The sequence below is a fragment of the Gymnodinialimonas sp. JB5-7 genome, from assembly GCF_055693405.1.
Window position 1 is genome coordinate 1 of record NZ_JBVFUX010000001.1, and the last position, 26,135, is coordinate 26,135.

The window sequence follows — 26,135 nt, forward strand, 5'->3', positions numbered from 1 at the left end:
TTCGATTCCGCCCCGGGCACCATTAAATCAAGGACTTAGCGAAAGCGGTGACTTCTTAGGCTCGCTATAGGCTCAAAGTGCACGCGAACCTCGAAAAGAATTGCACGGTGCCGAGCACACATCTGTTAATCAATTGGTCGTAGGTTCGATCCCCACCGCCGGAGCCAATAAAATCAATGCCTTAGAAGTATTATGCACTGTACTACGGTGATTTCAGGCTCAGAATAGGCTCAGAAATTCTTGCAAAAGTGCCCAACGTGAGTGTCGTACGCGAATTACAGCACCAGCTTTATTGCTCCTGGCAACATCCTAGGGTGTCGCTTTCACGACGATTGAAAGCCCCCATGTCGGTGGTTCGATTCCGCCCCTAGGGACCATTAAGGCAGTGACTTGGCAGAAGCGGTGATTTCTACGCTGTCCGGCAGGCGCACGCGCTTGACAGCTACAAATCAAGAAGAATGCAAGCTTGTGCAGAACTATTTTCTGCATAGCTCTTGAGCTCAACTCCATTACAATCGACGAGGGATACAACCAAACAGCGCAGAAGCTCGGTAGAGTGCGAACTTGAAGCTGGAATACTGAGGCAAATATTAGTCAGCTATTGCAGATACCTCTCAATTAGGACCACATTTTCCTCTTTCTCAAGGTCGCTTCTAAGGAGCGTCTGGTGCCCGTTGGAGGCCCCCTGTAGGGCCTCGATCACAATTTCATCCTCTTCACTGGGCTCTTTGAAGCCGTATAGGTCGCTGGTGAAGTCTACAATTTGAGGTTCGCGAAAACGCTCCGCTGAAAGTCTTAATACCAAATAACCGACGACCGCCAGACCGGTGATAAATATGAGAATGTACACACTCACGTCAGGCATGCTTCACCTCATGTTACTAAGATTGAGAAAGGCCCCGAAGAAACCAAGTATGCCAGCCACCAAAGCTAATGGATCTGGATGCTGGCTGTCGCTAAAGACTGGCCTGATAAATGCAAAGACAATCACGGCGACAGCTAAAGCTGTCAGCATCGTTGAAAACCACTTAACCCGCTCATTATGAACGGTTTTATCTATTTCAACCATTTTAAAAATCTCCTCCGCAAGTGCGAAGGGAGACAAAGCGCCAGCCCAAGGGTTAGAAAAGGCGCATCTCGACCGTTTGACGGTCGGCTCCGCGATGAAGAAGAAGCTTACTTCCATCATAGTTGAGCTCCTTCACAAGGACATCATAAATACGAAGCGCCTCTCGGAGTACTTGCGCGGCGCTCTCGGCATCAGTTTGATCGACCAGCTCAAACAGCCGATTTTTCGCCTTCTCCGAAAGTTGAATTTGGATTTTGTACTTCTCAGAGACAGCTTTTTGAGCACCTCTGTCGATCTGACTTGTCTTACCTCCGTCGTCGCCAGGTTGCGTGTTGGCAAGCGTGGTTTTGAGCTCTGCTTCGGTGCGTTCCGCAGCAGGAGTTGCAGTGAGAGCCATATCAGCCTCCGGTTCAAAAGATCACTCCCAGCAGCGATACCGCGACTTTGCGCGCGAGTGCGGCTCTTGAGGCCGCTAGAAGCCACAAGGCGCGAACACTATTACCGCTGTTGGAATAAGAATGTAACATTAAAGTAGATGTCAAGTCAACATTAAAAGTATGTAACGAATACATTCAAGTAGTGCTCAATACATGCTCTTGTCGAAAAGAAAACCACGCTGACATGCAGCGCGGTTTAATTGGGTGCGTGCGAAAATGATGCCGTGCTGCCGGAGGAAGAAGGCTTCAGTGAGTTGTGAACTTCTCCCAAGTCTCTGCCCCCGTCTCAAGGTCCGTTACGATTATGGCATAGCCCCCGCAGTCAAGTGGCACTATTGTTTCCTTCAGGAATGCGGTGGGATCAAAGTCTTCCGCGTCGTCGAAATCGCTTTCTCCAAAGAGAGCTAGGAGCGCAATCTCATCCGGATCGGCATCAGAGATATGCTGAATTTCCTCAGCTTCCTGACGCTCCCTGTCTTCGTTAAGTAGCTCCGTGAGGAGCGCTATGAACTTTTCTTCATCAGTCATTTCTATCTCCATTTGGATCTGCCCTATGGAGATTTCTCGCTCAAAATCCTGCCTCACTTTTTTGGCAAAATATACCGTGGTATGCAGTGCATGTCAACATTATATAACCATATAATCGATGTATCGGTCACATTGCTGCTCGCAGGTGCCCAATTGGTTACAAATATTTTGTCCACAATCTTTCCTGCGGTATGTACCGGCTGGCCAGACAAAAGGGGCAACCCGCTGGATCATTAACATCGGTTGAACAGATCACCGGCGCTCAGACGTTTCATGTTGCTGATCTATGAAACATGTAACTGGCAAAAGGTGACACTTTTCGAACTGGCGAGAGAGTTCACGACAAGATGTGCTCATCAATCCGCTACCAGCATTGGAAGATTTTCAAGGCCTCGGGCCGCCTCACTTATACTTTTCCTGCAGTTCCACAGTTCATAAAACCACTCGCTTCCTGCACCAAAGGGGACCCTGTGAGCCTCAATCATCGGGATATCGCTCTGTTGAGCAAAGAAATCCCGCGCACTCAGATTGTAGGCGCTCAAACTCGATGAGAAGTCTCTCCACACTTGTTCGAGCTTTGGACTTGTGTGCCTCACCACAGTGGACATCACCTGCATTTTGCAGGGTCCGCAACCAATTTGACGGCTCTATTTCGAGGTTTTTGCCGGAGATGGAGCAGTTCGAGGTCGCCAGTTTTGCCAAGGCGCGTTTTTCGGGTTTGGCGGCGATTTGGTAGATTTTGGGCAGCGATTGCGCCCATGATAGAAAGGTTTCCGCAAAGGCTTCCGTTCCGCTGAGCTGCTCTGCCCGTTCCGATATCCCGCGCCAGCGTTGCTGCTCTTCCAAAATGCGCGCTTTTTTGGCCTCGAAGAGGTCCGCCGCAATCGTTCCGTCGAGGTAGCTGTCTAAAAGGCGATCCAGCCGAGTCTCCAACTTGGTCAGCTCGAACGACGCTTCATCCACTCTGCTCTGCTGCCGTTTCTCAACAACATACTTGCTGACTTCCCGGGTGATGCGCGCAAGGGTTTCTTCAGGCAGCTGAGCCTTGTCGAGATTGGATTTGACGGCTGCCTCAACAGCATCTTCACGTACAGAGACGCCTGCGCAGGACTTCGTATGACAGCGGTAGTAAACAAACTGCTTCTGCTGCTCGCCGATCAGTGAGTGCCTGCAATCGGCACATTTAACTAGGCCACGGAACAGATGATTATGTTTAGTGCATTTCTGGTTGTCGCGTCGTTGGCGCATAGCCTGCACCGCATTAAACAATGATGTTGAGATCAGCGGCTCATGAACACCCTGGTACCGTTTGCCGCTGCGCTGGATTTCGATGAGGCCGGTGTAGAAAGAGTTTTTGAGGATCTTCTCTACGCTGGTCTTGTATATCTTCCCGCCACGCGAACTGGTCAGCCCGCGCCGGTTCATCTCCTCCGGCAGTGACCAGAGCGAGTACTCCCCGCTGGCATAGAGCTCAAACATCTCTCGAACCAGGGGACCCTTTTGCGGGCAAATGGTTTTGGGTTTTCCTTTGCCGTTGTCGAGATATCCAAGCGGGGCTTTGAACGGATAAAGCCCCTGCTGCAGGCGCATATCTAGCCCCTTCTTAGCCTCTTCGCGTAAGTTGCGGATGTAGTCAGCGGCGACGACGGCTTGGATGTCAGCGGCCAGACGCCCTCCACGAGAGCTGAAGTCCAGACTCTCGGTGGCAAAATGGATCTCCACACCAAGGTCCGCCAAATCCCCGATCAGCGCCCAGTCCCGGAAGTTGCGCGCTGAGCGGTCGATCTTGTGTACCACTAAGCCCCGCGCATGGCCGCGTTTCAGGTTCTTGACGAGCTCGCCAAAGACGGGCCGTCCGGTCTTTGCGGCGGTTTCACGTTCCTCGAACCAGCGTGAGATGGTGATGTTGTTTTGGGCGGCGTAGCGCGTGATTGCGGCTTGCTGTGCCTCCAAAGAGGCGCCTTCACCCTGCTTAGCGGTGGAGACGCGCGTATAGGCGTAGCATTTGGTCATTGTTGTGTTGCTAGGCTGGTAATTGGGGCGGGTCTTTCAGGAGACCGCGCCAGGCCCCGGTTTCTACTAGTCGCTCATAGACGCGCTTGCAGATTGCGAAGTATTGCTCGAGTTCAATTTGATGGGACATAGGATGAAGGTTAGCTGATCAGTTACCTGATCGACTAAGGTGGCAGCGTCTCCATCGAGAACGCGCGGGTTTGGCTGCCGTTCACCATCAACCGGCAGAAGGCACGATGGTTAGGTTGGGTGCGTATATCGGCCTCTGTTGGCCCGTTCAGCGCGCGCGTGAGGAGCGGCGCATCGTTGAGCCCCAGACGGAACGCAATCATCGTGCCAACGTTGCCGAGAATGGCCTCCTGGATAGCGGTACTGGATTGCGAGAGATACTGCCCGGCTAGGGTTAGCCCGAGACCATATTTACGGAGCTCAGACAGGCTCTCAGCGATGGTTTCTGATGTGAAGTGATGGAATTCATCGACGGAGACAAAGTAGCGATGACGCTGCGCCGCAGGCTGCTCTTGCCGCGAGAACGCAGCGTTGCGTAGGCCAGTGAGGATTAGGCCACCCATCACATTGGCCGCCTCCGATCCCAATCGCCCTTTGGCCAGGTTCACGATGAGGGGTGTCCCGTCATCGATGATATGACGAAAGCGCAATGGCATGCGGGGCGTTGTCAGTGCTGTGCGCAGGAGCGGGTCCGCGATCAACGCACCAAGCTTGTTCGCAATCGGCGCCACGCCATCAAAGGCGGTCTTGTATGACAGGCCGGGATAATCGACCTGCCAAAAACGCCGACATTCCTCATCTTCAATGTTGGCAATGATCTCTTTGCGGAAGGTGCGATCCGTATAGAGAGGCATGAGATCCAGAATGGTCGCAGCTGGCTGATCCAGAAGCGCTAAGATACCCCAGCGGAGAAGATTCTCCATGCGGGGCCCCCAGGCGGCGGCCCATTGATGACGAAGCGTGTCGATGAAGCCAGAAGCCACTAGCGGGCGCAGGGCTTGCGCCACACGCGGGATGGGATTGTATCCGTAGGGGGACGTCGGATCGGCCAGATCCCAGTAGATGTGATCAATCTCAATCCCGCCGCGCAGGTCTTCTGCCAGATCTCCATGGGGATCAATCAGGCAAAAGCCCTGCCCGTTCTTCGCGTCCTGCAACGCCACCGACCGCAGCAAGCTCGATTTGCCGGTCCCGGTTTGCCCCAAGACAATCGCATGCAGCAGCCGATCCAACGCGTGGATGCCGAAGGGCACCGAGTCATTGCGGCGGTAAGCCTGGCCAAGGGTTGTTGGTGGATCGGAGGCGGACATGCGGACCAGCCTCTCATGGCAGCGCTTCGCGCTATAGCAGCCGTCCGATGTTCGCTGGAGCACATGCTGAAAAACCAGAATCACCTAACGCTGCCTGAAATCAAAGATTTCAACACGTTAAGTGATGCGGGGTATTTCAGATATTCAGCATGATGCTTTATTTCCACATCCGTTGCGCTACCTCGCGCTCCTCAGGCCCAAGGCGGTCGCGTAAATCGCGGTGGTCTCCATCGAGGCGTGGCCCATCCACTTCTGCAGCATATGGAGCTGTACACCGCGCCTTGTGGCTTGCACGCCAAACCCGTGGCGCAGACCCTTGGGACAGGCTTGCGGGCCTTCGATCCCGGCCTCCTGCATCACCGCCTTCACCCAACGGTACGTCTTGGACCTGGGCGGCGGCCGGTTGGTAGGGCTCCACAAATAGGGACCCCGATGGGAGAGATGATTGCAATGTGCCAGGTCAAGCACTTGGGCAAAGAGCCTGGAGATCGGCACCTCCCGGATTGAACTAACGCCACGCTTCTTCAGCGTCACAAACGACACCAGCTGTTCTTCAAGCTGCAGATCAGCAGGGCGAAGGTTACGTGCCTCAGACAAGCGACAGCCGGTATGGGCCAGCATGAGGCAAAAGGTCCGAGGCAAGGGCGGCTGCAACATCGCTTTACCCATAAAGCGCTCGCGCTCCGTTGGGTTGAGATAGAGCCGTTGGCCGCTGGCGTTGTAGAGCCGCATGCCTTTGGTTGGATTGAGGTGGATCATAGGGTGATGGTTTTGAACCTGAATTAGGAATTCTGTGTCAGGTTCGCATGAGCATTATATATCAACGGCTTAGAGGCGTCGAATCTCGACTTTTGCTCTCCGCATGTGGCTTTGCGCGCCCCTAACGCCTTGATACGCTTGGCTTCGTCCACAATTCCTAATTCTGGGTCAACAAAACACGACGCCTGTGCGAGATGCATGGTGATTGCACAACGCTGCGAAGGGAACTTTTCCCGGCTTCTTTTGTATCTCTGGCGATTTGCTACTCTTCCTTTGACCCTGGAAACGGGGTGTTCGGGGCTCGCGGCGGGCGGTCCGGCGGGGCAATCGCCCCATGGCCACAGGAGACGGAGCGCCCTTCTCTGAGCCAGCGAATTCCCCGAACACCCCGTTTTCCAAAACGGAACACAGGATGGCTTCATGTGTGTTTTATCTCGGCTTGATAGGTTGTCTCGGCATTAGCCAATAAGACACATACATATGCAAAATGAACTTGCCACTTTGGTGGCACAGACCCGTGAGCATCACGGGCTCAAGCAAGAGGAGCTGGCTCAGTTTCTGGGATTGCCACGGTCAGCGATCTCAAAGGTCGAAACGGATGATCGACGTCTGAGTACCGACGAGCTGCTGACGCTGACACAACTGTTCGGAGACAGCTTTGAACTCGGCTGCGATCACATTCTCGGGGATCTGATCTCAAATCTTGTCGCGCGTTTGCGGACGTTTTTGTCTGAGACCGAGTTCGGCCCCGAACGCTTCGCCACAAAGGAATGGCTCACAGCCACGCTTCATAAGCTTGACGACACCTATGTCGCAGGGGCTGCGTAGACTGGCGGTCGCGGTTGCAACCGGACGGGTGGCGGCAGTGTTCTTGGAAGATGGCAAGCTGGTGGGTTGGAAGATGTCTCGCGTTGCTGCCGAAGACACGCAAAACGCCGCGCGGATCGTGCAATCTTGGGTCAAGGGGTTTCAACCGGACCATATGATTGTGGAAGACCCGAACACGGCGTCTCGCAAAGGAAAGACTGCGCAAGCCAATCTGGAAGCTATTTCTTCCGTTTTTGCGGAAGCTAAAGGTCTCGATGTGCGGCTCCCGCGTCTTCAAGTGTATCAAAACAAATACGAAGAAGCGAAAGCCCTGGCCAAACGCTACCCAGGGATCGCGCATCTCTGCCCAGGTCCTCGACCGATCTGGATGCCGGAGCCCCGGAATATCAGCTATTTCGAAGCCCTAGCCCTGGTCGAACAACTCAAGCGCTAACGCGCGCCAACCTCCTCGGTTGGCCGGCGGGTCTGCATTCTGCGGACCCGCCTTCAGCCAGAGGAGTTCTTTCACATGCATCCCGATACAACCAAAATCCGCGAGCTCAACGATCGGTTCCGGCGCGGCGATCCTGCCGTACCCGGGCAGATCCTGATCACACCCGGCATCACCAGTCTGATTGAGGGAAGCCTGTCCGCGCAAGCGCTGCTCTTTGCCACGATCCAAGGCTATGATCAGTTCACGAACGATAACGACCCGCATCGAGAACACGATTTCGGATCGTTTCTGTTCCAGGAGCATAAGTGCTTCTGGAAGATTGATCTCTATGATCCATCCCTTGAGATTGCCGCCCTTGATCCAACCGATGTTGCGTTATCCCGGCGGGTCCTCACCATCATGCTGGCCGAGGAAAACTAGAGCATACCGTGGAAGCAATGAGATGCGAGCGGCTGAGTTCGAGTTGGAGCCGAAGGCGACAAGCCGCGTAAGAGGCCTCAATCTAACCAGGAATTGCATTAGGGATGCCCCCGCCAGATCTGGCGGGGTTTTCTGTATAAGCGGGGCGTCCCAACGTATCAGTACTATGCGACAGGACAGCCCCTCTGCCGCGCGCGATCAATCACAGAGGCCCGTCGCACGGCCCAGGTGGGATTGAGGCGACCAAGCGCATTGTCCTCCAATCGCTGGTATTCCGCACGAAGCTCTGCACATGACATGGATTGGACTCGGTTGGCATGGTTGGCTGCGCCATCAACAACCGCATTCGTTCCCGCCACCGACGCGCCGGTGACCGCCAGGCCAGTGGCTATGGGAACTGCGGCAACGCAGGCTTGCAAACTGAAGAGCAAGCCGACGCAGAACGCCAGCCGTGGTAGCAAACCGAGATAGTCCTTACCCGCACCCCGCATCATTGGCGCGACACGGTTGTCTGGAACCGATCCCCGTTCTGATTGATCAGAATAAGCTGCCCACCATTCACGACGTAAATGTCGTAGCGCGGCTGGCCGTAGTTCAGGCAGCGGGAGCCATCGGCATAGAACTGATAGCCATCAGGGTCGTAGGTCGTACCCTGGCCGTCGTTGAACACATAGCTGCCATTGCGGCGGTAGTGTTCGAACGAGCCATCGACAAACCGAACGCGGTTGCCGCTGACAAGCTCAGCGACATAGTCACCAGACACTCTCTGGTCGCCGCTCGCAAAGTTCCAATTGTACGAGATGGCCGACGGGGCGCAGGCTTCGGCGGCAGGTGTCGCCAACATCAAGGTGGCGATTGCATACAGGAAGGATTTCATATGGTCTCTCCTCAAAACGGGGTTAGACCATTGTTTTTCAGCGCTATTCCGCCAACGCAGGTGAAACACTATTGCCAATAAGGTACAATGGTTATTGTCCTAAGGGATGTGGAGCTTGAACGGCCGGAGTCTTGGCGATAGGGTAGTAAAACACTTCAATAAGCCGTTGTTTTTAAGTGCTTATCCGGCCTCCGATGCAGAATTGGCAATACTGTATCAGGGACGCCACACTATCCCCTAGGGACAGATCCAAACGTCTCATGGTGGAGCGCAACAAGACCAGGCCATCGCTATCCTCGATGAGGTTGTACAACCGCGAGGCGCAACGTCTCTACATCAACGCTGAAGAGCGGGCGCGGTTCATTGCGGCTGCGGAGCAGGAGATGCCAGATATCCGCGCATTCGCGCTGACGTTGCTTTACACCGGGTGTCGGTTGTCAGAGGCACGGGAGCTGAGAGCGGAGTCGTTCCAATTGGGGTCGAAGCTGGTTTCGATACGGAGTTTGAAGAAGCGGAATGCGCATCACGTGCGGGAAGTGCCGATCCCACAGGAACTGGTTGAGTTGATCGCGGCACTGAAAAAACGCAGTGACGGGAATCTGTGGCAGTGTCGGGGCGAGATGATTCCACGGATCACAGCCTACAGGTGGATCAAGGAGATCATGGGCGTAGCTCACATCTCAGGACCCCAGGCGACACCAAAGGGATTGCGACATGGTTACGGAGTGCATGCGATCCGGTCAGGCGTACCAGTTACTCTGGTGCAGCGATGGATGGGACATGCGTCGCTAAACACTACGGCGATTTATACGAATGTCTTGGGCAGTGAAGAGCAGGAGATTGCGGGGAGGATGTGGAGTATGAAGGAACAACACGAATGAGGTCGACCATGTGCCGTTAGTAGTACCATTTCGTGCAGTGGCGGTCGTGCCTCGGCGCACCGCAACCTGAGTTGCGAAGATCGTTCCTGCAAGCTCCAAGCGACAACGCCCAGTGCTCGAATGGCACGGTTTCGATCTGGATCTTGCTGTCTTGATGGTCTTGCATCTTGGCCTGCCGGCTTTGAGTTGAACGGAGAGGCCCGCCTGATTTGGCTGAAAGGGTCTCGCCCATTCAAATCCAGAGAATTTTGGGGAAACGCCTACCCTGCCGTCTGCGACGCACGTGTCAACCGAGCCTGGCAAGCCTGGTAGGGACCCGCGGACGCGCAAGCGGGTGTGGGAGGAGCCGAGGGGTTGCAGACCGGCCGACGCGCAGCGACGCATGTCGGTTGGAACGGGTGACTTGAGATAGCCCTTGCAAGTGCGAGCAGGTACGGCTGGTGGTTCGGGGGCGTTCGAGAGTGGGTCATTTGCTACGGCGTCAAACGCAGTCGAGTTTTGAATTACGCTGCAGTGTGCAAGTTGCGACAGGCTGGGAACGTATTGGTAGGTTCGAGCGTGATCTACCGCCTCTTGCGAAAAAAAGCGATTGACTTCATTTTGTATCTTAATCAACATTATGCGGCAAAAGTTAAATACCGTCTTCTGCGGAAAGTCCTAATTGAAGGCTCGGGGCTGGAGCGGCAGTGCAATCTTAGCTTAGTGGAAATAGGTTTTGTGATGACATGGCTATTTCGCATCTTTTTAACAATTGGCATATCGATTTCTTCTTTGATGGCCCTGTCTGTAAATGCCAGCGGTCTTCAAGCGGTGCTTTCCGAATTTGACGGTCAGGTTGCGGCAATTTTTGCATTGGTTTCTGCTGTGGTTTGGATCTTCATATTGGTCGCTGGCGGAATATTCATGCTTTTTTGGAAAAGTTACGACCTCAATTCGTATCTAGCGGAGATTTTCGCTGGTACTTTGCTCGTAGTAATTTCCTCTTTGCGCAGCCGTTGCTAGTTTGGTCCGCCGGTGCGACGTTGCTGGACGGCAGCTGTCAATATGCGGTACACGGTCGGATTTCTTGGTGCGCTTGGGAGCGGTCAATTACGACATTTCTAATAATGTTTGCGCCTATCCCGCTTGTGTGGGTCGTCTTTTTTTCTTGAAGCGGGGAGTAAATAGTGACGGGCTGGACAATAGATAGAGAGACTAATTCTGCGTCTTTTCCAACAGTTTTTGGTTCAATATCGACTGCTACTACTGGCGTGAGTCCGGGAGTTTTTGGAGTATCAACGTCTGACGATCTCTATCATGAATACCACTTTGTTCAAGCGACGGGCATAACTGTCGACGATGTTTCATGGGATCAAGCGGCGGAGATTTTTCTAGAGAATTTCGTTCCTGGTGGGCTTGAGTCTCGCTCGGGCACTTATGACGCATCCCCAGGCCCATTTGGTGCGGCGATGTGGGTGGACTCACAGCTGTTTGTAGGCCCATCTACCGAGATGGCGTCGGCCGTCAACCACACAACGTCCGGACTCGGAGCGTTTGGTGCGGTCGATTTTAGACCATTTACTGGCAACTTTCATGTTCTCCACCCAGGAACGGTTGAACGAAGTCTGCTTGTCATCGATGGGACCTACGTGGTTCAGACATCCGGCGTTGGTTCGGGGGCGCTGGGTTGGGTTACCAATACACTTTCCGGTTTGATTTGGGGACAGGCAACCAACGCCGAACTAATTCTGGACCTAACCAACCAGGCGGTCGCGAATGGTGCTTTCGTATATGATCACGATCTGCGTGACGAGATCATTACCGGAGCTGAATACAGTTTTGGGTACAGTTTTCGCGACACCGACATGTCACCGGAAGTTCATGGATATTTGAGTCATCGCTTTCACGACAGTCAGCCGGATCGCCCTGGTCACCAGATCCCGGTCCTAAGCGTAGAAGCGTTACGCGAAGCAAGAGAGCGTCAAAATGAAATTACGCTTAACATCATTGGGCGTGACCCCGACGCGCTCGAGCGTGGAATAAGGCCGAGGGGGTTTGGAGAGGGCAGTATTCCTAATCCACTAGATTTTGGATTCGGCACTGCACCCACAAATCTGTTCGACAAATACGATCCACGGGGTCCACATCAACTTCCTGGACGCAGCGATGACCGCGGCCACAACCCTAGCCAAACGACGTTGGCTCAACATGACGGAAATTTCGGCGGCGCCAACGTAAGTGGATTTAAGCCAAACCCCTCGCCACGGCCTAGCCCTGGCGCTCGACCTGACCCACGCACAGAGGACGAACAAAGCACCCCGTATCTCGACCCCGACAAACCAGGTGTCCAACCCATCCTCCTCGACCTAGACGGCACCGGCCTTGCCGTCACCGAACTCGACGCCTCAACCGTCTACGTCGACTCTACCAATGACGGCCTTCTGAACCGCACAGCCTGGGCTGGCACTGGCGACGGCGTGCTGTTCTACGATGCTGATGGCGACGGCCAGATCACCTCCACCCGCGAATTCGTCTTCACCGAATGGGATCCGACGGCGGCGACCGACCTTGAGGCGCTGGCCTCGGTCTTCGACACCAACGGCGACGGCAAACTGACCTCGGCGGATGACGGTTGGGCCAATTTAAAGGTCATGGTGACACAGGCGGATGGCTCGCTGGTCGCGCAAACCCTAGACGATTTGAACATCGTTGAGATTGACCTGACCGGGAATGCCACTCAGATCGAGCTGCCCGATGGTTCGGTCATCACCGGAACCACAACCTTCACAATCGAAGACCCGAACACGCTGGTGCAAACCACGCACACACTTGGCGAGCTGACCCTGCAATCAGACGCCATGGGCTACGACGTTGAGCAGGTCGAAACCACCAATGGCGCCGGCGACCGAGTCCAAACGACAACGGCCTATTCTGCCGACGGCTCGATCGCCTTCACCATCGAAAGCACGGTCACGCCGAACGGCTCGCTGACCACCAATCGACTACGATGATGATGGCGACGGCGTTGTGGATCGGGTCCAGACGATCTCGGTCACGCCGATCGCTGGCGGCACGGAGAAAGTCCAGGAGCTCTATCGCGGCTCGGACATCGCGACCGGCATTCTGCTGGAAGCCACAAAGACAACAATTGTGGAAGTGACCGGCGTCTCCCGCACCGAAACCATCGAACGGGATTCCGTTGGCGGCGGTTGGTTCGATCAGATCGAAGTGCGTGTCACGGACTTGGTGACCGGTGCGCTGACCATCACACTCACGGACAAGGCCCAGGACGGAACTCCCGCAACGGATCATCGACGAAACCGTCTCCGCAGATGGCCTGACCCGCACAGAAGACTGGGATTTGGATGCGGATGGGACCGTGGAGTTCACGCTGACCCATGTGATCTCGGTGGATCCGGTGACAGGTGTTCGCACAGAGACCACTACACGCCACAACGCGGATGCCTCTCTGCGCGACACACGGTCGGAGAGTTTCGACTACGACGCCGTGACCGACACAACAACCCGCACAATCGCAACGGATGCCGATGGCGATGGCGCATTTGAGACGACACAGGTCTCCGATATCGTCGTGAATGCAGACGGATCGACGACCTCAACGGTCAATACATTCAATCAAAATGGCTCTCTACGTGCGAATGCGACGCATACGCAATCTGCTGACGCGCTGATCAAGAGCGTTGCGCGGGACATTGATGGCATTGGTGGCGCCGACGTCACCGAGACCGACGCGACGGTGATCGCAACGGATGGCAGTCGCACACAGACCCAGACGGTTCTGAATGGCGATGGTTCGCTGCGCTATGCCAGCGAGACCTGGCGCGCCGAAAATCTCATTGAGACGGTCACCCATGTGGATCTGGACCGCGATGGCACCTTTGATGCTGACGAGATCCTGAACGACGTCACGCTGGATGGTGTGACGGGTGAAGTGACGGCTTTGAGCTATGAGCGGGCGGCGGATGGGCGGATTCTGTCTGAAGAGACACGGGTGTCGTCTTCGGATGGGCTAACCACCAACACGACCTTAGATGCGGATGGGGATGGCGACATCGACACTTTCGTGTCCGATGTTACCACGGTGGATGGGGCCGGCGTGGCCACGCAAGTGGTGACAGTTCGGAATGGCGACAATTCGCTTCGCTCAGAAACAACAACCACTTCGAGCGCGGATGGCCTGACCCGGACGATCGAATACGATACGGACGGCGATGGCGTTCTGGATCAGGTCGATGAAGAGGTTCGGGTTAACAACCCGGATGGCTCAACGACAACGACGGTCCAGAGCTTCGCGGGGGATGGCACGACCCTGCTCTCAAATATTGTCGTGCAGCAAAGCGCAGACCGCCTGCAGACGACTACCACCGAAGATCGCAATGGGGACGGTGCCACGGATTTTGAGACCGTGCGGAATGAGGCTGCCGACGGCTCCATCACGGTCACAGAGACCGCCTTCTTCGAGGATGGATTTATTGCCTCAACGGCCACCTCCATCATCAGCGGCGATGGGCTGACCACAACCACGACGCGTGATGCGGATGGTGACACCATCTCGGAGACGGTCACAGAAGTCTCGACCAGCTATGCGCTGGACGGCTCCACGATCCGGACGACCCGTGTCGAGAATGGCGATGGCTCCTTGCAATCCCTGACCGTCCTGACCACCAACGACGATGGGTTCTCGACCGTTCTGGAAGAAGATTTTGACGGCAACGGCGTCTTCGACCGCCGCACCAACACAACGACCACCTATGCGGCCAATGGCGCGATGGTGACATTGGCGATTGTACTGGCGAGTGATGGGAGCATTCTTAACTGGACTGAGACGACCGTCAGCGATGATGGCCTCGGCACAAGCGTGGCGACGGATGCTGATGGAGACGGCACGTTTGATCTGACCACCAGCACGACAACCACGCTGATGGCTGATGGCTCGACCGTGGAGGTAACGGAGCTGCGCGATGCCGGCGGAGCGCTGCGCAGTCGAACCGAAGTCACAACCAGCGATGACGGACGGCAGGTCACGACTGCTGTCGATATCGATGGCGATGGGTTGGTGGATGAGCAGACAGTGACCATTGTGGCCGATGATGGGTCAGTCACGTCCACCACAACGCAGCTCGCGCCAGATGGCAGCACACAAGCGGAAGCCGAGACTTATTCCGACGGGACTGGGCTCTCAAACGAAGAGCGCTTTGACCTGGACGGCGACGGTGTCTTTGACCGGGTGGAAAGCCGCAACGTTGTTTTGAACGCGGATGGCTCGACAACCGTCACAGAAGAAATGCGGTCGGCTGATGGGACACTGTCGTACCAAGAAGTGGTCACGACGTCCGATGATGGTCGGCTTGTCACGACGACCACCGATGTCGACGGGGACGGCGTCGTGGACTTCTCGTCCACGGAAACCGCAACGCTGGCCATAAACGGCGCTGAAACCTTCGTCTCCGAGAGCTTCTCAAGTGATGCCAGCTTGATTGCGCGTACAGAGCGTGTGGTGAGTGCCGATGGCGGCACTGTCACTGAGACGATCGATGCGGACGGCAATGGCATAGTGGATACGGTCCGCGTCACGCTTGTGGGCGCTGACGGTGTCGTCACGAAGACCACAACGCATTACTCGATTGGCGGTGGGCTTGAGGGCATCTGGACCAAAATCACAAGCGGCGATGGCCTTGATATCCGCACGGAATATGACCGCAATGGTGATGGTCGCGTAGAGCTCTTCAGCCACGATGAAACGGTGCTGAACGCCGATGGGTCGGTTGAGCGGGTCGTGACCTATCGCGACGGGCACTATGTCTCTCTTGGTCGCGAGGAATATTTCACCAGTGCCGATGGCCTCGTCTCGCGCGCTAAAATCGACCTTGATGGCGATGGTCTGTTCGACGTGTCGAATGTGTCGACCACCAGCTATCTCGCAGATGGATCGATAGAGACCGCAACACAAGCGATTGATGAGACTGGTGCGCTGCTGTCGAGTTTGCTTGCGACGGTCAGTGGCAATGGGCTGATTGAGACAATCACGTCGGATCTTGATGGTGATGGCCAAACGGACCGGATCACAACGATCACACGCGGCGCTGAAGGCGGCTTCACCGAGGTTGTTCAAGACTATGATCCGGGCTTCCAGCTCGCCAACAGTGCCACTTTGGTGGTGAGCGCAGACGGGCGCACCCAAACCACAGTGTTTGATTTTGACGGAGATAGCTCCAACGATCAGGAGTTGGTCCAGGTCGTGAATGCAGATCAATCGGTCTCGATGACCTACAGCGATCTCTCTGGCAGCAATCCCGATGCGATCATTCAAAGTACAACCAGTGCCAACGGACTGTCCACGGGTGCGACCTTTGATCTCGACGGTGACGGCACGGCGGAGTTCACCCGTGCCGTTGCAACTTCCTTCGCTGAGGACGGCACGCAAATCACCACACTCACGGAAACCGGACCAACCGGCGGTACCATCTACGAGCAAGTGAGCAGTACCACCGCCGATGGGCTGACTACCACGACAACATATGACGTTGATGGCGATGGCGTGACTGATGGCACGCAGATCCAAGACAACGTCATAAACGCCGATGGAAGCACAACGGAAACCATTCGCTCGACCTATACCGATGGGTCGCTCCGCGCGGAAACCATCATTGAGACCAGTGCCGATGGGCGCAGGATCGAGACACGCTCTGACTATGACGGGAATGGTATCGCTGATCAGATCTCGCAGACTGTGATCGGATCAGACGGCGAGCGGGTCGAGACGATCACATCCTTCAATGAAGCGGGGTATGAGAACAGCCGGTTTGTTACGACAACCTCCGCCGATGGTCTTACCGTCGAAACCCATCGCGGCAACAGCATTGAGACCACGACGTACAACCCTACCAATACCGCCAGCTATACTTGGGAGATTGCGTCTACGTTGTATCAATCCGGCCAGGCCTCGGTTCACCATGTCGGAGCGGATGGCATTGAGACTTGGACCTATACAGAGAAAAACACCGGCGGTTCTGTCATAGCATCCTACGAAGTTCGCCTCGATGAGGCGGCCAAGCAGGCCATCTTTGAGGAAGCCGCGCGCATTTACGATACAGTACTGGACCGAGGGCTCGACTCGACCGAATATGAGGCCCTGATCGAGTTCATCTCGGACGGCACGCTGGATGAAATGGCGCTCGCAGATGATTTGCGCACCAGCGATGAATTTGAAGCAAGGTATGGCACTCAGACCGACGCGGAATACATCACGCAGCTGTTCCTCAACAGCTATGGCCGGGCACCCAGCATGGTGGAAATGGCTTCAAGCCTGGCGTCCCTAAATGGGGATGCTGACCCCTGGACCGGCGTGATGAATGCGCAAGACCGGACGGGCTTGGCGGTCGAACTGGCTGGGTCCGCTGAACATGTCCTGACCGGCAACACGCATCTTTCGACTAACAACTTCGACGTGATCCGCAACCCGGCGCAATTTGAACGGTTCCTGGATGAGGCTTATGTCGAAGGCATCGTGAAGAGCCTCGTTGATGTGGTCTATGATCGCGATCCCAACACTCAAGAATTGGCGCATTTAACTGAGCAACTTCTCGAGAATGCCTCTAATCCGGAAGACCTAGCTCAGGAATTGCTGGACACAAATGGTGGTGTTGCGGGTCAAGCTCAGAACGCTTTGGCGGGCCTTACAGGGTCTGCATTTGTCACCCAGGCCTACCAGAACGCTGTTGGGCGTGATCCAACCGCTGAAGAGCTGCAGGTGTGGGGTGGATTGCTGGCCAGCAATGCTCTGACACAGGCTCAGTTCTTGGCATCACTGGCACAAAGCCCAGAGCATTTGGAGACAAATAACGCACATCAAGCGACGGTTTCGGACCCGATTTCCTACGCCACCGGCGATGGAACTGCTCAGACAATCACTGGGTCCGTCGGGATCGACATCATCGAAGGCCATGCTGGCGCCGATGTACTACAGGGCCAGGGCGGTTCAGACACATATCGTTGGTCCGCGGGAGACGGCAACGATACGATCAATGATACCTCCCAAGAGGTTCTTGAGACCGACACGCTGCAACTATCGGATATCGCATCCAACGACGTGGTGTTGCGCCGGGCCTCGGGTTCAAAGAACCTTGAAGTTGAGATCACCAGCACAGGCGAGGTGATAACAATCGTCGCACCGCCACAGGCCGTGTCTCATACAGTCAATGAATGGGTCCCTGTTCGGTCGGTTAATTGGTTCTCAGACAGTGACGAGTACATGTGGGTCACGCGCACCTACTATGCCGACCCAACGGTCGGAATCGAGAGCATTGAGTTTTCGGACGGCGTCACGTGGACGCAAGCGGACATCCTTGAAAACACTCAAACCGAAGGAACCTCCGGAAACAATTCACTCTCAGGCACAGGCAACTTCACTATTCACTATCAGGGCCTCGATGGTGCCGATACGATCACGGGTCAGATAGGCGACGATACCCTGGAAGGCGGCACTGGCAACGATCTGCTGAAAGGCGGTGAGGGATCTGATGTCTACGTTTGGCACTCAGGTAGCGGCAACGATACGTTGGAAGATGGCCATTTCGACGGTTATTCAGAGCGAGACAAGCTGGTCTTATCTGACATCAATTCTGACGATGTTGAAATTACCAGGGCCGCTGGATCCGATGATATTGAACTGCGAATTCTGAGCACTGGCGAGATCATCACCGTTCGAGACCATCTTCAAAGCACGTATCAGCAGAACCAGTATTTCCAGAATTGGTTTAACAATGGTGGCTACTGGGCAATGGTCACGAAGTATCGAGAAGCCGCCGGCGGAATCGAAGAGATTGCTTTTGCCGACGGAGTTGTCTGGTCGTTGAACGATATCATCGATCGGACAGTGACGGCTGGTGATGCAAACAACAACACGATGACGGGCCTAAAGTACCAAGCAGACGTCTTACACGGCCTCGCAGGCAACGATCTTCTTAAGGGTTTGGGTGGTGCTGATACGCTTGTTGGCGGACTTGGAGACGATGATCTGCAAGGGGGCGACGAAAGCGACCGATACGAATTGTCGTTAGGCGACGGCAATGACACCATTCGTGAAACGTCGATTTCGAAGAGCGACACGGATGTTCTTGCACTTCTCAACGTGGACTCAAGCGATGTATCCCTCGCCCGTGCGCATGGCAGCTACCACCTTACGATCACGATCGTTTCGACGGGTGAAGTCATCACGGTCGAAAATCAGTTCTACAACTCAGGTCAAGGCAAAGGCGTAGAGATCCTCGAGTTCGGCGACGGCGTGCGCTGGACAATGGATGACATTGTCGACTTAACGTCGATGACAGGCACATCAGGCAATGACGCTCTTTCCGGCGCAGGTCAGTTCGATCAGAACTACTTTGGGCTGGAGGGCAACGATACGATTACCGGACAAAACGGTAACGACCTGCTTGTAGGCGGCCTCGGCGCGGACTTGCTCCAAGGTGGCCACGGTAGTGACTTGTACCTTTGGTCGCGCGGCGAAGGTGCAGACACCGTCAATGACGGCGGCACGGCAGCGCTTGAGGTCGACAGGCTGGACTTCAACGACGTTGCGTCAACGGATGTCGATCTCACGCAGTCCGGCAGCAATATGATTGTAACCGTGCTGGGAGCGAATGGAGCGCCGATTACGGTGCAAAATCAGTTCTACAGTCTACAAAACGGGCAAACAAATAGTGGCATCCATTACACGTACGGCATCGAATTCCTAACCTTTAGCGATGGAGTTACTGTTGAGGTGCTCGCCAGTGATATCGCCCAGACCCTTGTGACCGGGACGTCCGCGGCTGAGAACCTCGCAGGCTGGGGCTTCCACGATCACATACTGGGTCTGGAAGGCAATGACACGCTTCAAGGCAATGGCGGCAATGATACGATTGATGGCGGAGACGGAAACGACCTACTTCGCGGTGGTCATGGAGCAGACACCTACATTTGGCGCAAAGGCGACGGCCACGACACAATTCATGAGGCGTACGGAACCAATGGACCGCTAGCGACGGATTTGGACCGTTTAGAACTAGTCGATGTGAACTCTGATGATGTTCAGCTCACACGCGCCAATGGCTCGCAACATCTTACAATCACAATTCTCAGCACTGGCGAAACCATCACTGATAACTACCAATTCCATGACAGCTATCCAGCTGAAGGAATTGAGGTGATCCAATTCGCGAATGGCGCGGTTTGGGACCTTCAAGATATTCTTGCGAACACTCGTGTTGAGGGTGGTCCCGGCAACGACAACCTGGCCGGAACCAATGGGTTTCAAGACAATCTGTTTGGCTATGAGGGCAATGACACACTACGTGGCTACAATGGCAATGACGTGCTGGACGGCGGACTGGGGGCAGACCGTCTAGATGGCGGCAATGGGAGCGACACCTATCTGTGGCGCACAGGTGACGGCAACGACACGATTGATCACGGCGGCGCATCCCTGGCTGAGGCCGACATTCTGCGCCTGTTGGACGTTGGGTCCGACGGCGTCGAACTGACCCGCGCTCAGGGCAGCCATATGTTGACGCTTACAATCCTTGCAACAAGTGAGGTCATTACGGTCAGCCATCAGTTCTACAACGTGAACAACGGCTATGGTATTCAAGGCATCGAATTTGCCGACGGTGTGACCTGGTCGTTGGCTGACATTGTGGACAACACAAGGGTTGTTGGCACAGCCGGCAATGACAATCTCTCCGGCTACGGTCACTTCGCGCAGCACTATTTGGGCGATGCTGGCAATGACACAGTCAATGGACAAAATGGTGATGATACAATCGACGGTGGTACTGGCAATGACTACGCCAATGGTGGCCATGGCGAAGACCGCTACCTTTGGCGCAAAGGGGACGGCAACGACACGATCCTAGACGGAGGCACCTCTACGACAGAAGTCGACACGCTCGAATTCATTGATGTCTCGTCCGATGACGTGGTGCTTAGCCGTGCGCAAGGGTCGATCCACATCACAATCACAATTGTCAGCACTGGAGAGGTGCTCACCTCACAGTACCAGTTCCGCGACGCCTATCCTGGCCAGGGATTGGAACGGATTGTCTTTGCGGATGGCGTGACTTGGTCGCATGCGGATATTCAAGAGCACACGCATGTAACAGGCGGCGCAGCAAACGACTACCTCACAGGAACAAATCAATTCACCGACCATCTCATCGGCCTGGAGGGAAATGATCATCTGCGTGGCCATAACGGCAACGACATCATTGATGGTGGTATTGGGGATGATCTTCTCAAAGGTGAGAATGGCAACGACACCTACATTTGGCGTGTCGGTGATGGCAGCGACACCATCACTGATGGCGGCGCTTCACTTGTTGAGGTGGATGTCCTGCGATTGGACGGTGTGTCCACCTCTGATGTGACCCTTACAAGAGCATCTGGCTCCAACAACTTGATCCTTTCAATCGGAAATCCGGGGGAGGTAATCACGGTCACCAATCATTTCTATCATGCCTCATACGGTTATGGCATCGAGGCCATTGTGTTCGACGACGGCACGGTTTGGGACACCAGTGAGATTGAGGACCTTACCCGTATTCAGGGAACATCCGGAGCTGAGAACCTTTACGGCCTAAATCATGTCCAAGACCATATTGTTGGAGACGCGGGCAACGATACGCTGCACGGTTACAATGATGATGACGTTCTCGAGGGTGGCATTGGCGCCGATGTCTTGAATGGCGGCAATGGCCGTGATGCGGCGAGCTATGCTTTGTCGACGGCAGGTCTGATCGTCGATCTGAACAACGCGGCGAACAATACCGGCGATGCGGCAGGCGACACGTTCAACTCCATTGAAAACGTGATCGGCAGCGGCTTCGACGACCAAATCACAGGTTCCGCTGAGGTAAATTTCCTCCTCGGCGGGGCGGGGAATGACACTCTCGTTGGCGGTGCTGGATCTGACACACTTGATGGCGGAGCGGGCAACGATCTTCTGTCCGGCGGGGACACGCTCTTCGCTGATGAGTTCAGATTTGTCGAAGATTTCGGCAACGACACGATCACGGACTTCGATCAGAGCAATCCACTAGAACGCATTCGTCTGATTGATGTAGCTGGGATAGACGATTTTACCGATCTAATTGCGAACCACATCTCAATTGTCGGCAATGACGCGGTTATCACCGATGATGCAGGGAATTCGATCACCATCCAGAACGTAGATCCGCTGACGCTCACGGCGGACGACTTCCTGATCGATGCGAACACACAATCAGTCGGTGGCATAGCAATTGTAGGAACAGCGGCAGACGAGATACTCATCGGCTCCGCGGAGAGTGACACGATCAACGGAGCTGGCGGCAATGACAGCATAATGGGGGATCTTGGTGCGGATACGCTCTTGGGTGGTGCTGGAAACGATACGCTGATCGGCGATGGGTCCGACCTCCTGGAGGGAGGCGACGGAGATGATCGCTACGAGCTGTCAGTCGGCGATATCGTGCACGATAGCAGCGGTGGTCAAGATTCAGTCTTCTTCACGCGCGACAACACCGAGATCATCGATCTGACCGGTTTCACCGGAATTGAGGCTGTCTATGCCAGCCACCTTAGCGCTGACCATATCGATGCATCCTCGATTGGCTACGATATCAAGATCTACGGCCGCGACGGCGACGATACGATCATCGGAGGAAGCGGCAATGATACAATCAACGGCCAGGCTGACGATGACAGCCTGTTCGGTGGCGCCGGCGACGATCGCATTTGGGGCTCGTCTGGCAACGATACGATTGATGTCGGGACCGGCGCCGGCGGCTGGCAATATGCGTATGGCGGCTCCGGCGATGACACCTATCACTACCAGAAGGACTCCGGAAATCTGTTCGTCCACACACTACACGAAGGTGTCGGAGATGGAGCCGCCGACCGCATCGTATTCGATGATCTGATGCTGAGCGACTTCACCTTCGCGACAACAACATATTCCAACCCCGACATCGGCGTAGCGAAGCGGTTCCTATGGGACGACGGGGTGGATTCGGGTGAAGTCCGGATTGGATTGGAAGCCACCACCATTGAGAGTTTCGAATTCGCAGATGGATCCGTCTACACGTGGGACGATCTGTTTGGGCCATGATTTGAGGAACGGCATTTGAACCAACCGAGACTTGGTGGGGCCGACGAACTCGCCGCGTTCCGCCGTCGCAACGCCTGGCTGTTGTGGTCGGTCCTACTCTTCAGCCTATTCGTGAATGTGCTGATGCTGACCGGGCCTCTGTACATGATGCAGGTTTACGAACGTGTATTGGGATCTGGCAGCGAAGAGACGCTTCTGGCTCTGACCATGCTGGTCGGCTTCCTGTTTGTCATGATGGGTCTGCTGGATTTCGCGCGCGCCCGCGTAGCGGCGCGCTACGGCGCAAAGCTGCAACAGGCGTTTGATGCACGGGTGTTTCGTGCGGCCTTGATGCGTGCTCAGCGGACCGGGCAGGCGCAGACAGCTTTGGCGGATTTGGCGTCTGTCCAACGACTGACCTCCTCGCCCGTGTTCATGGCCATTTTCGACCTGCCGTTTACGCCGCTTTTTATCGCTGTCATCTTTATCTTTCACCAATGGCTTGGCTGGCTCGCGCTTGGTGGCGCGGCTTTGTTGGTTGTGGTTACTATCCTCAACCGTCAGACGACGGCAAAGCCGCTTGGCGATGCGGCTGAGACGGGTCGCATGGCGGACCGAATGGCCGGTGAGATGCAGTCGCAGGCGGAAGTCATTCGATCCCTCGGCATGCAGGATGCAGCCTTCTCACGGTGGCATGGCCAGCGCAGGCGTGCGCTGAATATCTCCATGCGGGCGGCAGATAAGGTTGGTGGCTTCTCTACGTTGTCCAAAACACTGCGTCTGTTTCTGCAATCCGCCATTCTTGGTCTGGCGGCGCTGTTGGTATTGCGGGGCGAGCTTAGAGCGGGTGCCATGATTGCAGGGTCTATCCTGATGGGCCGCGCATTGGCGCCGATTGATCTTGCCATTGGACAATGGTCGATGATTTCGGAGGCTGCACGTGGCTGGGGCCGGTTGCAGGGCTTGCTGGCGAATGAACCCGTGCCGTCTCCAAAACTGGACCTGCCCCGTCCGAAAGCGGCGCTCGAAGTTGCGAGCCTATCGGTCGTGCCGCCCGGGGCGAGCGTGCCCACATTGCGGGGCATATCGTTCCGTGTGGAACCCGGAGAAGCAGTTGGCGTGATTGGGCCTTCCGGCTCTGGCAAGTCCAGCTTGGCGCGTGCGATCACAGGTCTATGGCAACCGTCGGGCGGGTCTATCCGGCTCGACCGGGCGACGCTTGATCAGTACGATCCGGATCGGCTTGGAAAGCTGATCGGGTATCTGCCGCAAAGCGTCACACTCTTTGATGGATCTATTGCACAAAATATTGCCAGGCTCGAGGCTTCTCCAAACGCAGAGTCCATTTCGACGGCAGCCGTGGCGGCGGATGCCGATACGATGATCCGAGCGCTTCCGGATGGTTATGAAACGCAGGTCTCTGGGATCGGGCCCATGCTGTCGGGCGGACAGGTCCAGCGCGTCGGTTTGGCCCGTGCGCTTTACGGAGATCCTGTTCTGCTGGTTTTGGACGAGCCGAACTCCGCATTGGACAGCGCAGGCTCGGACGCCCTCAACAAGGCTGTACAGGGCATGAAGGAGCGTGGCCTCGGAGTGATCATCATGGCCCATCGTCCGAATGCCATTCAGCAATGTGACAAGCTCTTGGTGCTTCGCGATGGGATCGCGCAGGCCTTTGGACCACGTGATGAGGTCTTGGCGCGCGTCTTGAAGAACACGGCGGACGTGCGGTTGGTGTCTGACAATCCAGGCAAGGGCGGTCTGACGTGAGCGAGAGTGACACCAGTTGGTCCGTAGCCGGTCCGATGCGCCTTGGCATTCTAACGCTCTTCGTGCTCGTTGGCGGTTTCGGAACCTGGGCTGTGACAACAACTCTGTCCGGGGCGGTCGTGGCCTCTGGACAGGTCGAAGTGGACCTCAATCGACAGGCCATCCAGCATCCCGATGGTGGATTGGTGGCAGAGCTTCTCGTCGATGAAGGGGAACGTGTAGACGCAAGGCAAGTCTTGGTCCGTCTCGACCCCTCAGAATTGCAGACAGAACTTACTATTGTCCGAGCCAACCTTGCTGAGGTCCAGGCGCGCAGGGCACGGCTGGAGGCTGAACGCGATGGGAGCGAGACCGTCACCTTTGCGCAAGACCTCATCGCGTTGACCGAAGCTGATCCGGAGATTGCCGATCTCCTGGACGGACAACAAAACCTCTTTACGGCACGTGCCGAAACAACAGCGCGCGAGATGGAACAACTGCGTGGGCGTGTCACCCAAATCAATGCGCAAGTACGTGCGCTTGAAGCACAGCAGGACGCATTGGCCGGGCAGGTTGCTCTCGTCGAGGAAGAATTGGAACGGCGGCAAGCCCTGCTAGACAGCGGGGGCGGTACACGAGAACCAGTGGTCCGATTGCAGCAGGAACTTGTTCAACTTCAGGGTTCCACTGGGGAAGTTGCTGCGGGCCAGGCTGAGGCCGCAGAACGGATCATCGAAAACGAACTGGCCATCCTGCAGCTTCAGACGGAGCGCCGTGAACAAGCGATCACCGAGCTTCGCGAAATCCGCGTCACCGAACAGGAGCTGACCGAACGCGCCAGCAACCTCGCCTCACGTATCTCGCGGTTGGACCTCCGCGCGCCGGTGGCAGGACGTATCCATGGTCTGACGATCTTTGGCGAAGGATCCGTGCTGCGTCCGGCTGATCCCTTTGCCTATCTAGTGCCCGAAGGGCGCCCGCTGGTGATCTCAGCCCGTGTGCCCGCAATCGACATTGACCAGGTCTTCGCAGGCCAAGAGGTCACCGTCGTGTTTCCGGCTTTTAACCAAAACGAGCTGCCCGAGATCACGGGCTTGGTCAGCCAGGTCTCAGCAGATGCCTTTGTGGATGACGTCAGCGGCAGTAGCTTCTATCGTGCCGAAATCACTCTACCAGAAGACCAGGCCGCCCTGCTTGGGGACCGGGCGTTGGTGCCTGGTATGCCGGTGGACGCGTTCATCCGAACTGAAGATCGGACGCCAATGACATATCTGATCGAACCATTCACGGCGTATTTTGGTCGAGCGTTGCGAGAGAGCTGACGACGTAGTCTTTACATCCGCCGTCAGCTCAAAAATCCTTGTCTCTGGTTAATAATGATGCGGGCCTAAATCGCAAAATCCTCGAGCGCCTTCCCTGCCTCGAGACCTTCCTTAATCCAATTGGGTTGGCGTCCGCGTCCGGTCCAGGTCTGAGACGCGTTCTCAGGATGGCGGTACTTAGCTGGCCCCTGTGCTTTTCCCGTTCTTTTTCCGCCAACTAATTCTGAAAGCTTGAAGCCGTGTTTTTGAGCGACCTGTTCCAGTTCCACGAGCGCTTCCTCGCGTTTGCGAGCCGTATAGTTTTCAATTGCTTTTTCGGTGTCTTTTTGCAGCTGCTTCAATTCCGCTACAGACATTTTGTCCAAGTTGGGCTGTGCCATTTGTTGTTCCTTCTT

18 protein-coding genes are annotated in these 26,135 nt (G+C 55.6%); 9 read left to right on the plus strand and 9 right to left on the minus strand.

Annotated elements, in window-relative coordinates; all coding sequences use genetic code 11:
* Positions 1-598: 598 nt before the first annotated feature.
* From ACZ1HK_RS00005 to ACZ1HK_RS00035, 7 genes are all read right to left on the minus strand, one after another.
* Entirely contained in the window at positions 599-856 is a 258-nt protein-coding gene (locus ACZ1HK_RS00005; RefSeq protein ID WP_472626925.1) for a hypothetical protein, read from the minus strand.
* A 12-nt stretch (positions 857-868) separates the two neighbouring features.
* Complete coding sequence (locus tag ACZ1HK_RS00010) at positions 869-1,069, minus strand: hypothetical protein (protein WP_472626926.1); 201 nt, start codon at positions 1,067-1,069, stop codon at positions 869-871.
* A 52-nt stretch (positions 1,070-1,121) separates the two neighbouring features.
* On the minus strand, positions 1,122-1,466 hold the full coding sequence (locus ACZ1HK_RS00015) for a hypothetical protein (RefSeq protein WP_472626927.1): 345 nt from the start codon (positions 1,464-1,466) through the stop codon (positions 1,122-1,124).
* Positions 1,467-1,752: 286 nt separating this feature from the next.
* Positions 1,753-2,034 (minus strand): hypothetical protein, encoded by a 282-nt coding sequence (locus ACZ1HK_RS00020; RefSeq protein WP_472626928.1) that lies wholly within the window; start codon positions 2,032-2,034, stop codon positions 1,753-1,755.
* A 477-nt stretch (positions 2,035-2,511) separates the two neighbouring features.
* Entirely contained in the window at positions 2,512-4,047 is a 1,536-nt protein-coding gene (locus tag ACZ1HK_RS00025; RefSeq protein ID WP_472626929.1) for a recombinase family protein, read from the minus strand.
* A 164-nt stretch (positions 4,048-4,211) separates the two neighbouring features.
* Positions 4,212-5,366, minus strand: a complete 1,155-nt coding sequence (locus tag ACZ1HK_RS00030) for a type IV secretory system conjugative DNA transfer family protein (RefSeq protein ID WP_472626930.1) — start codon at positions 5,364-5,366, stop codon at positions 4,212-4,214.
* A 177-nt stretch (positions 5,367-5,543) separates the two neighbouring features.
* Positions 5,544-6,125, minus strand: coding sequence for a tyrosine-type recombinase/integrase (locus ACZ1HK_RS00035; RefSeq protein ID WP_472626931.1), 582 nt, complete (start codon positions 6,123-6,125; stop codon positions 5,544-5,546).
* Between the two features lie 480 nt (positions 6,126-6,605).
* Between ACZ1HK_RS00035 and ACZ1HK_RS00040 the strand changes: the two genes are divergently transcribed.
* The 3 genes from ACZ1HK_RS00040 (at position 6,606) to ACZ1HK_RS00050 (ending at position 7,806) form a co-directional block, all read left to right on the plus strand.
* Positions 6,606-6,953, plus strand: coding sequence for a helix-turn-helix transcriptional regulator (locus tag ACZ1HK_RS00040; RefSeq protein ID WP_472626932.1), 348 nt, complete (start codon positions 6,606-6,608; stop codon positions 6,951-6,953).
* Positions 6,934-7,386 carry a hypothetical protein gene (locus ACZ1HK_RS00045; RefSeq protein WP_472626933.1) on the plus strand — a complete coding sequence of 151 codons (453 nt, stop codon included), beginning with the start codon at positions 6,934-6,936 and terminating at the stop codon, positions 7,384-7,386. The genes ACZ1HK_RS00040 and ACZ1HK_RS00045 overlap by 20 nt, the downstream gene beginning before the upstream one ends.
* 75 nt (positions 7,387-7,461) lie before the next feature.
* Positions 7,462-7,806: a DUF3768 domain-containing protein gene (locus ACZ1HK_RS00050; protein WP_472626934.1), complete on the plus strand. Its 345-nt coding sequence runs from the start codon at positions 7,462-7,464 to the stop codon at positions 7,804-7,806.
* 490 nt (positions 7,807-8,296) lie between these two features.
* Here ACZ1HK_RS00050 and ACZ1HK_RS00055 read toward each other — a convergent pair whose 3' ends face one another.
* Positions 8,297-8,683, minus strand: a complete 387-nt coding sequence (locus tag ACZ1HK_RS00055; protein WP_472626935.1) for a hypothetical protein — start codon at positions 8,681-8,683, stop codon at positions 8,297-8,299.
* Positions 8,684-8,943: 260 nt separating this feature from the next.
* On the opposite strand from ACZ1HK_RS00055, the gene ACZ1HK_RS00060 reads away from it, so the two are divergent.
* The 6 genes from ACZ1HK_RS00060 (at position 8,944) to ACZ1HK_RS00085 (ending at position 25,740) form a co-directional block, all read left to right on the plus strand.
* Positions 8,944-9,564, plus strand: a complete 621-nt coding sequence (locus ACZ1HK_RS00060) for a tyrosine-type recombinase/integrase (RefSeq protein WP_472626936.1) — start codon at positions 8,944-8,946, stop codon at positions 9,562-9,564.
* A gap of 558 nt (positions 9,565-10,122) precedes the next feature.
* Entirely contained in the window at positions 10,123-10,566 is a 444-nt protein-coding gene (locus tag ACZ1HK_RS00065; RefSeq protein WP_472626937.1) for a hypothetical protein, read from the plus strand.
* A gap of 248 nt (positions 10,567-10,814) precedes the next feature.
* A complete protein-coding gene (locus tag ACZ1HK_RS00070) occupies positions 10,815-12,554 on the plus strand; it encodes an EF-hand domain-containing protein (protein WP_472626938.1) in 1,740 nt (579 codons plus the stop codon).
* Positions 12,555-12,904: 350 nt separating this feature from the next.
* The gene (locus ACZ1HK_RS00075) at positions 12,905-22,690 is read left to right on the plus strand and encodes a calcium-binding protein (protein WP_472626939.1); all 9,786 of its coding nucleotides are present in this window, start codon (positions 12,905-12,907) and stop codon (positions 22,688-22,690) included.
* A gap of 15 nt (positions 22,691-22,705) precedes the next feature.
* Positions 22,706-24,439 (plus strand): type I secretion system permease/ATPase, encoded by a 1,734-nt coding sequence (locus ACZ1HK_RS00080; protein WP_472626940.1) that lies wholly within the window; start codon positions 22,706-22,708, stop codon positions 24,437-24,439.
* On the plus strand, positions 24,436-25,740 hold the full coding sequence (locus ACZ1HK_RS00085) for an HlyD family type I secretion periplasmic adaptor subunit (RefSeq protein WP_472626941.1): 1,305 nt from the start codon (positions 24,436-24,438) through the stop codon (positions 25,738-25,740). Before ACZ1HK_RS00080 ends, ACZ1HK_RS00085 begins: the two co-directional genes overlap by 4 nt.
* Before the next feature lie 65 nt (positions 25,741-25,805).
* Here ACZ1HK_RS00085 and ACZ1HK_RS00090 read toward each other — a convergent pair whose 3' ends face one another.
* Positions 25,806-26,120: an H-NS histone family protein gene (locus ACZ1HK_RS00090; protein ID WP_472626942.1), complete on the minus strand. Its 315-nt coding sequence runs from the start codon at positions 26,118-26,120 to the stop codon at positions 25,806-25,808.
* Between the last annotated feature and the right edge of the window lie 15 nt (positions 26,121-26,135).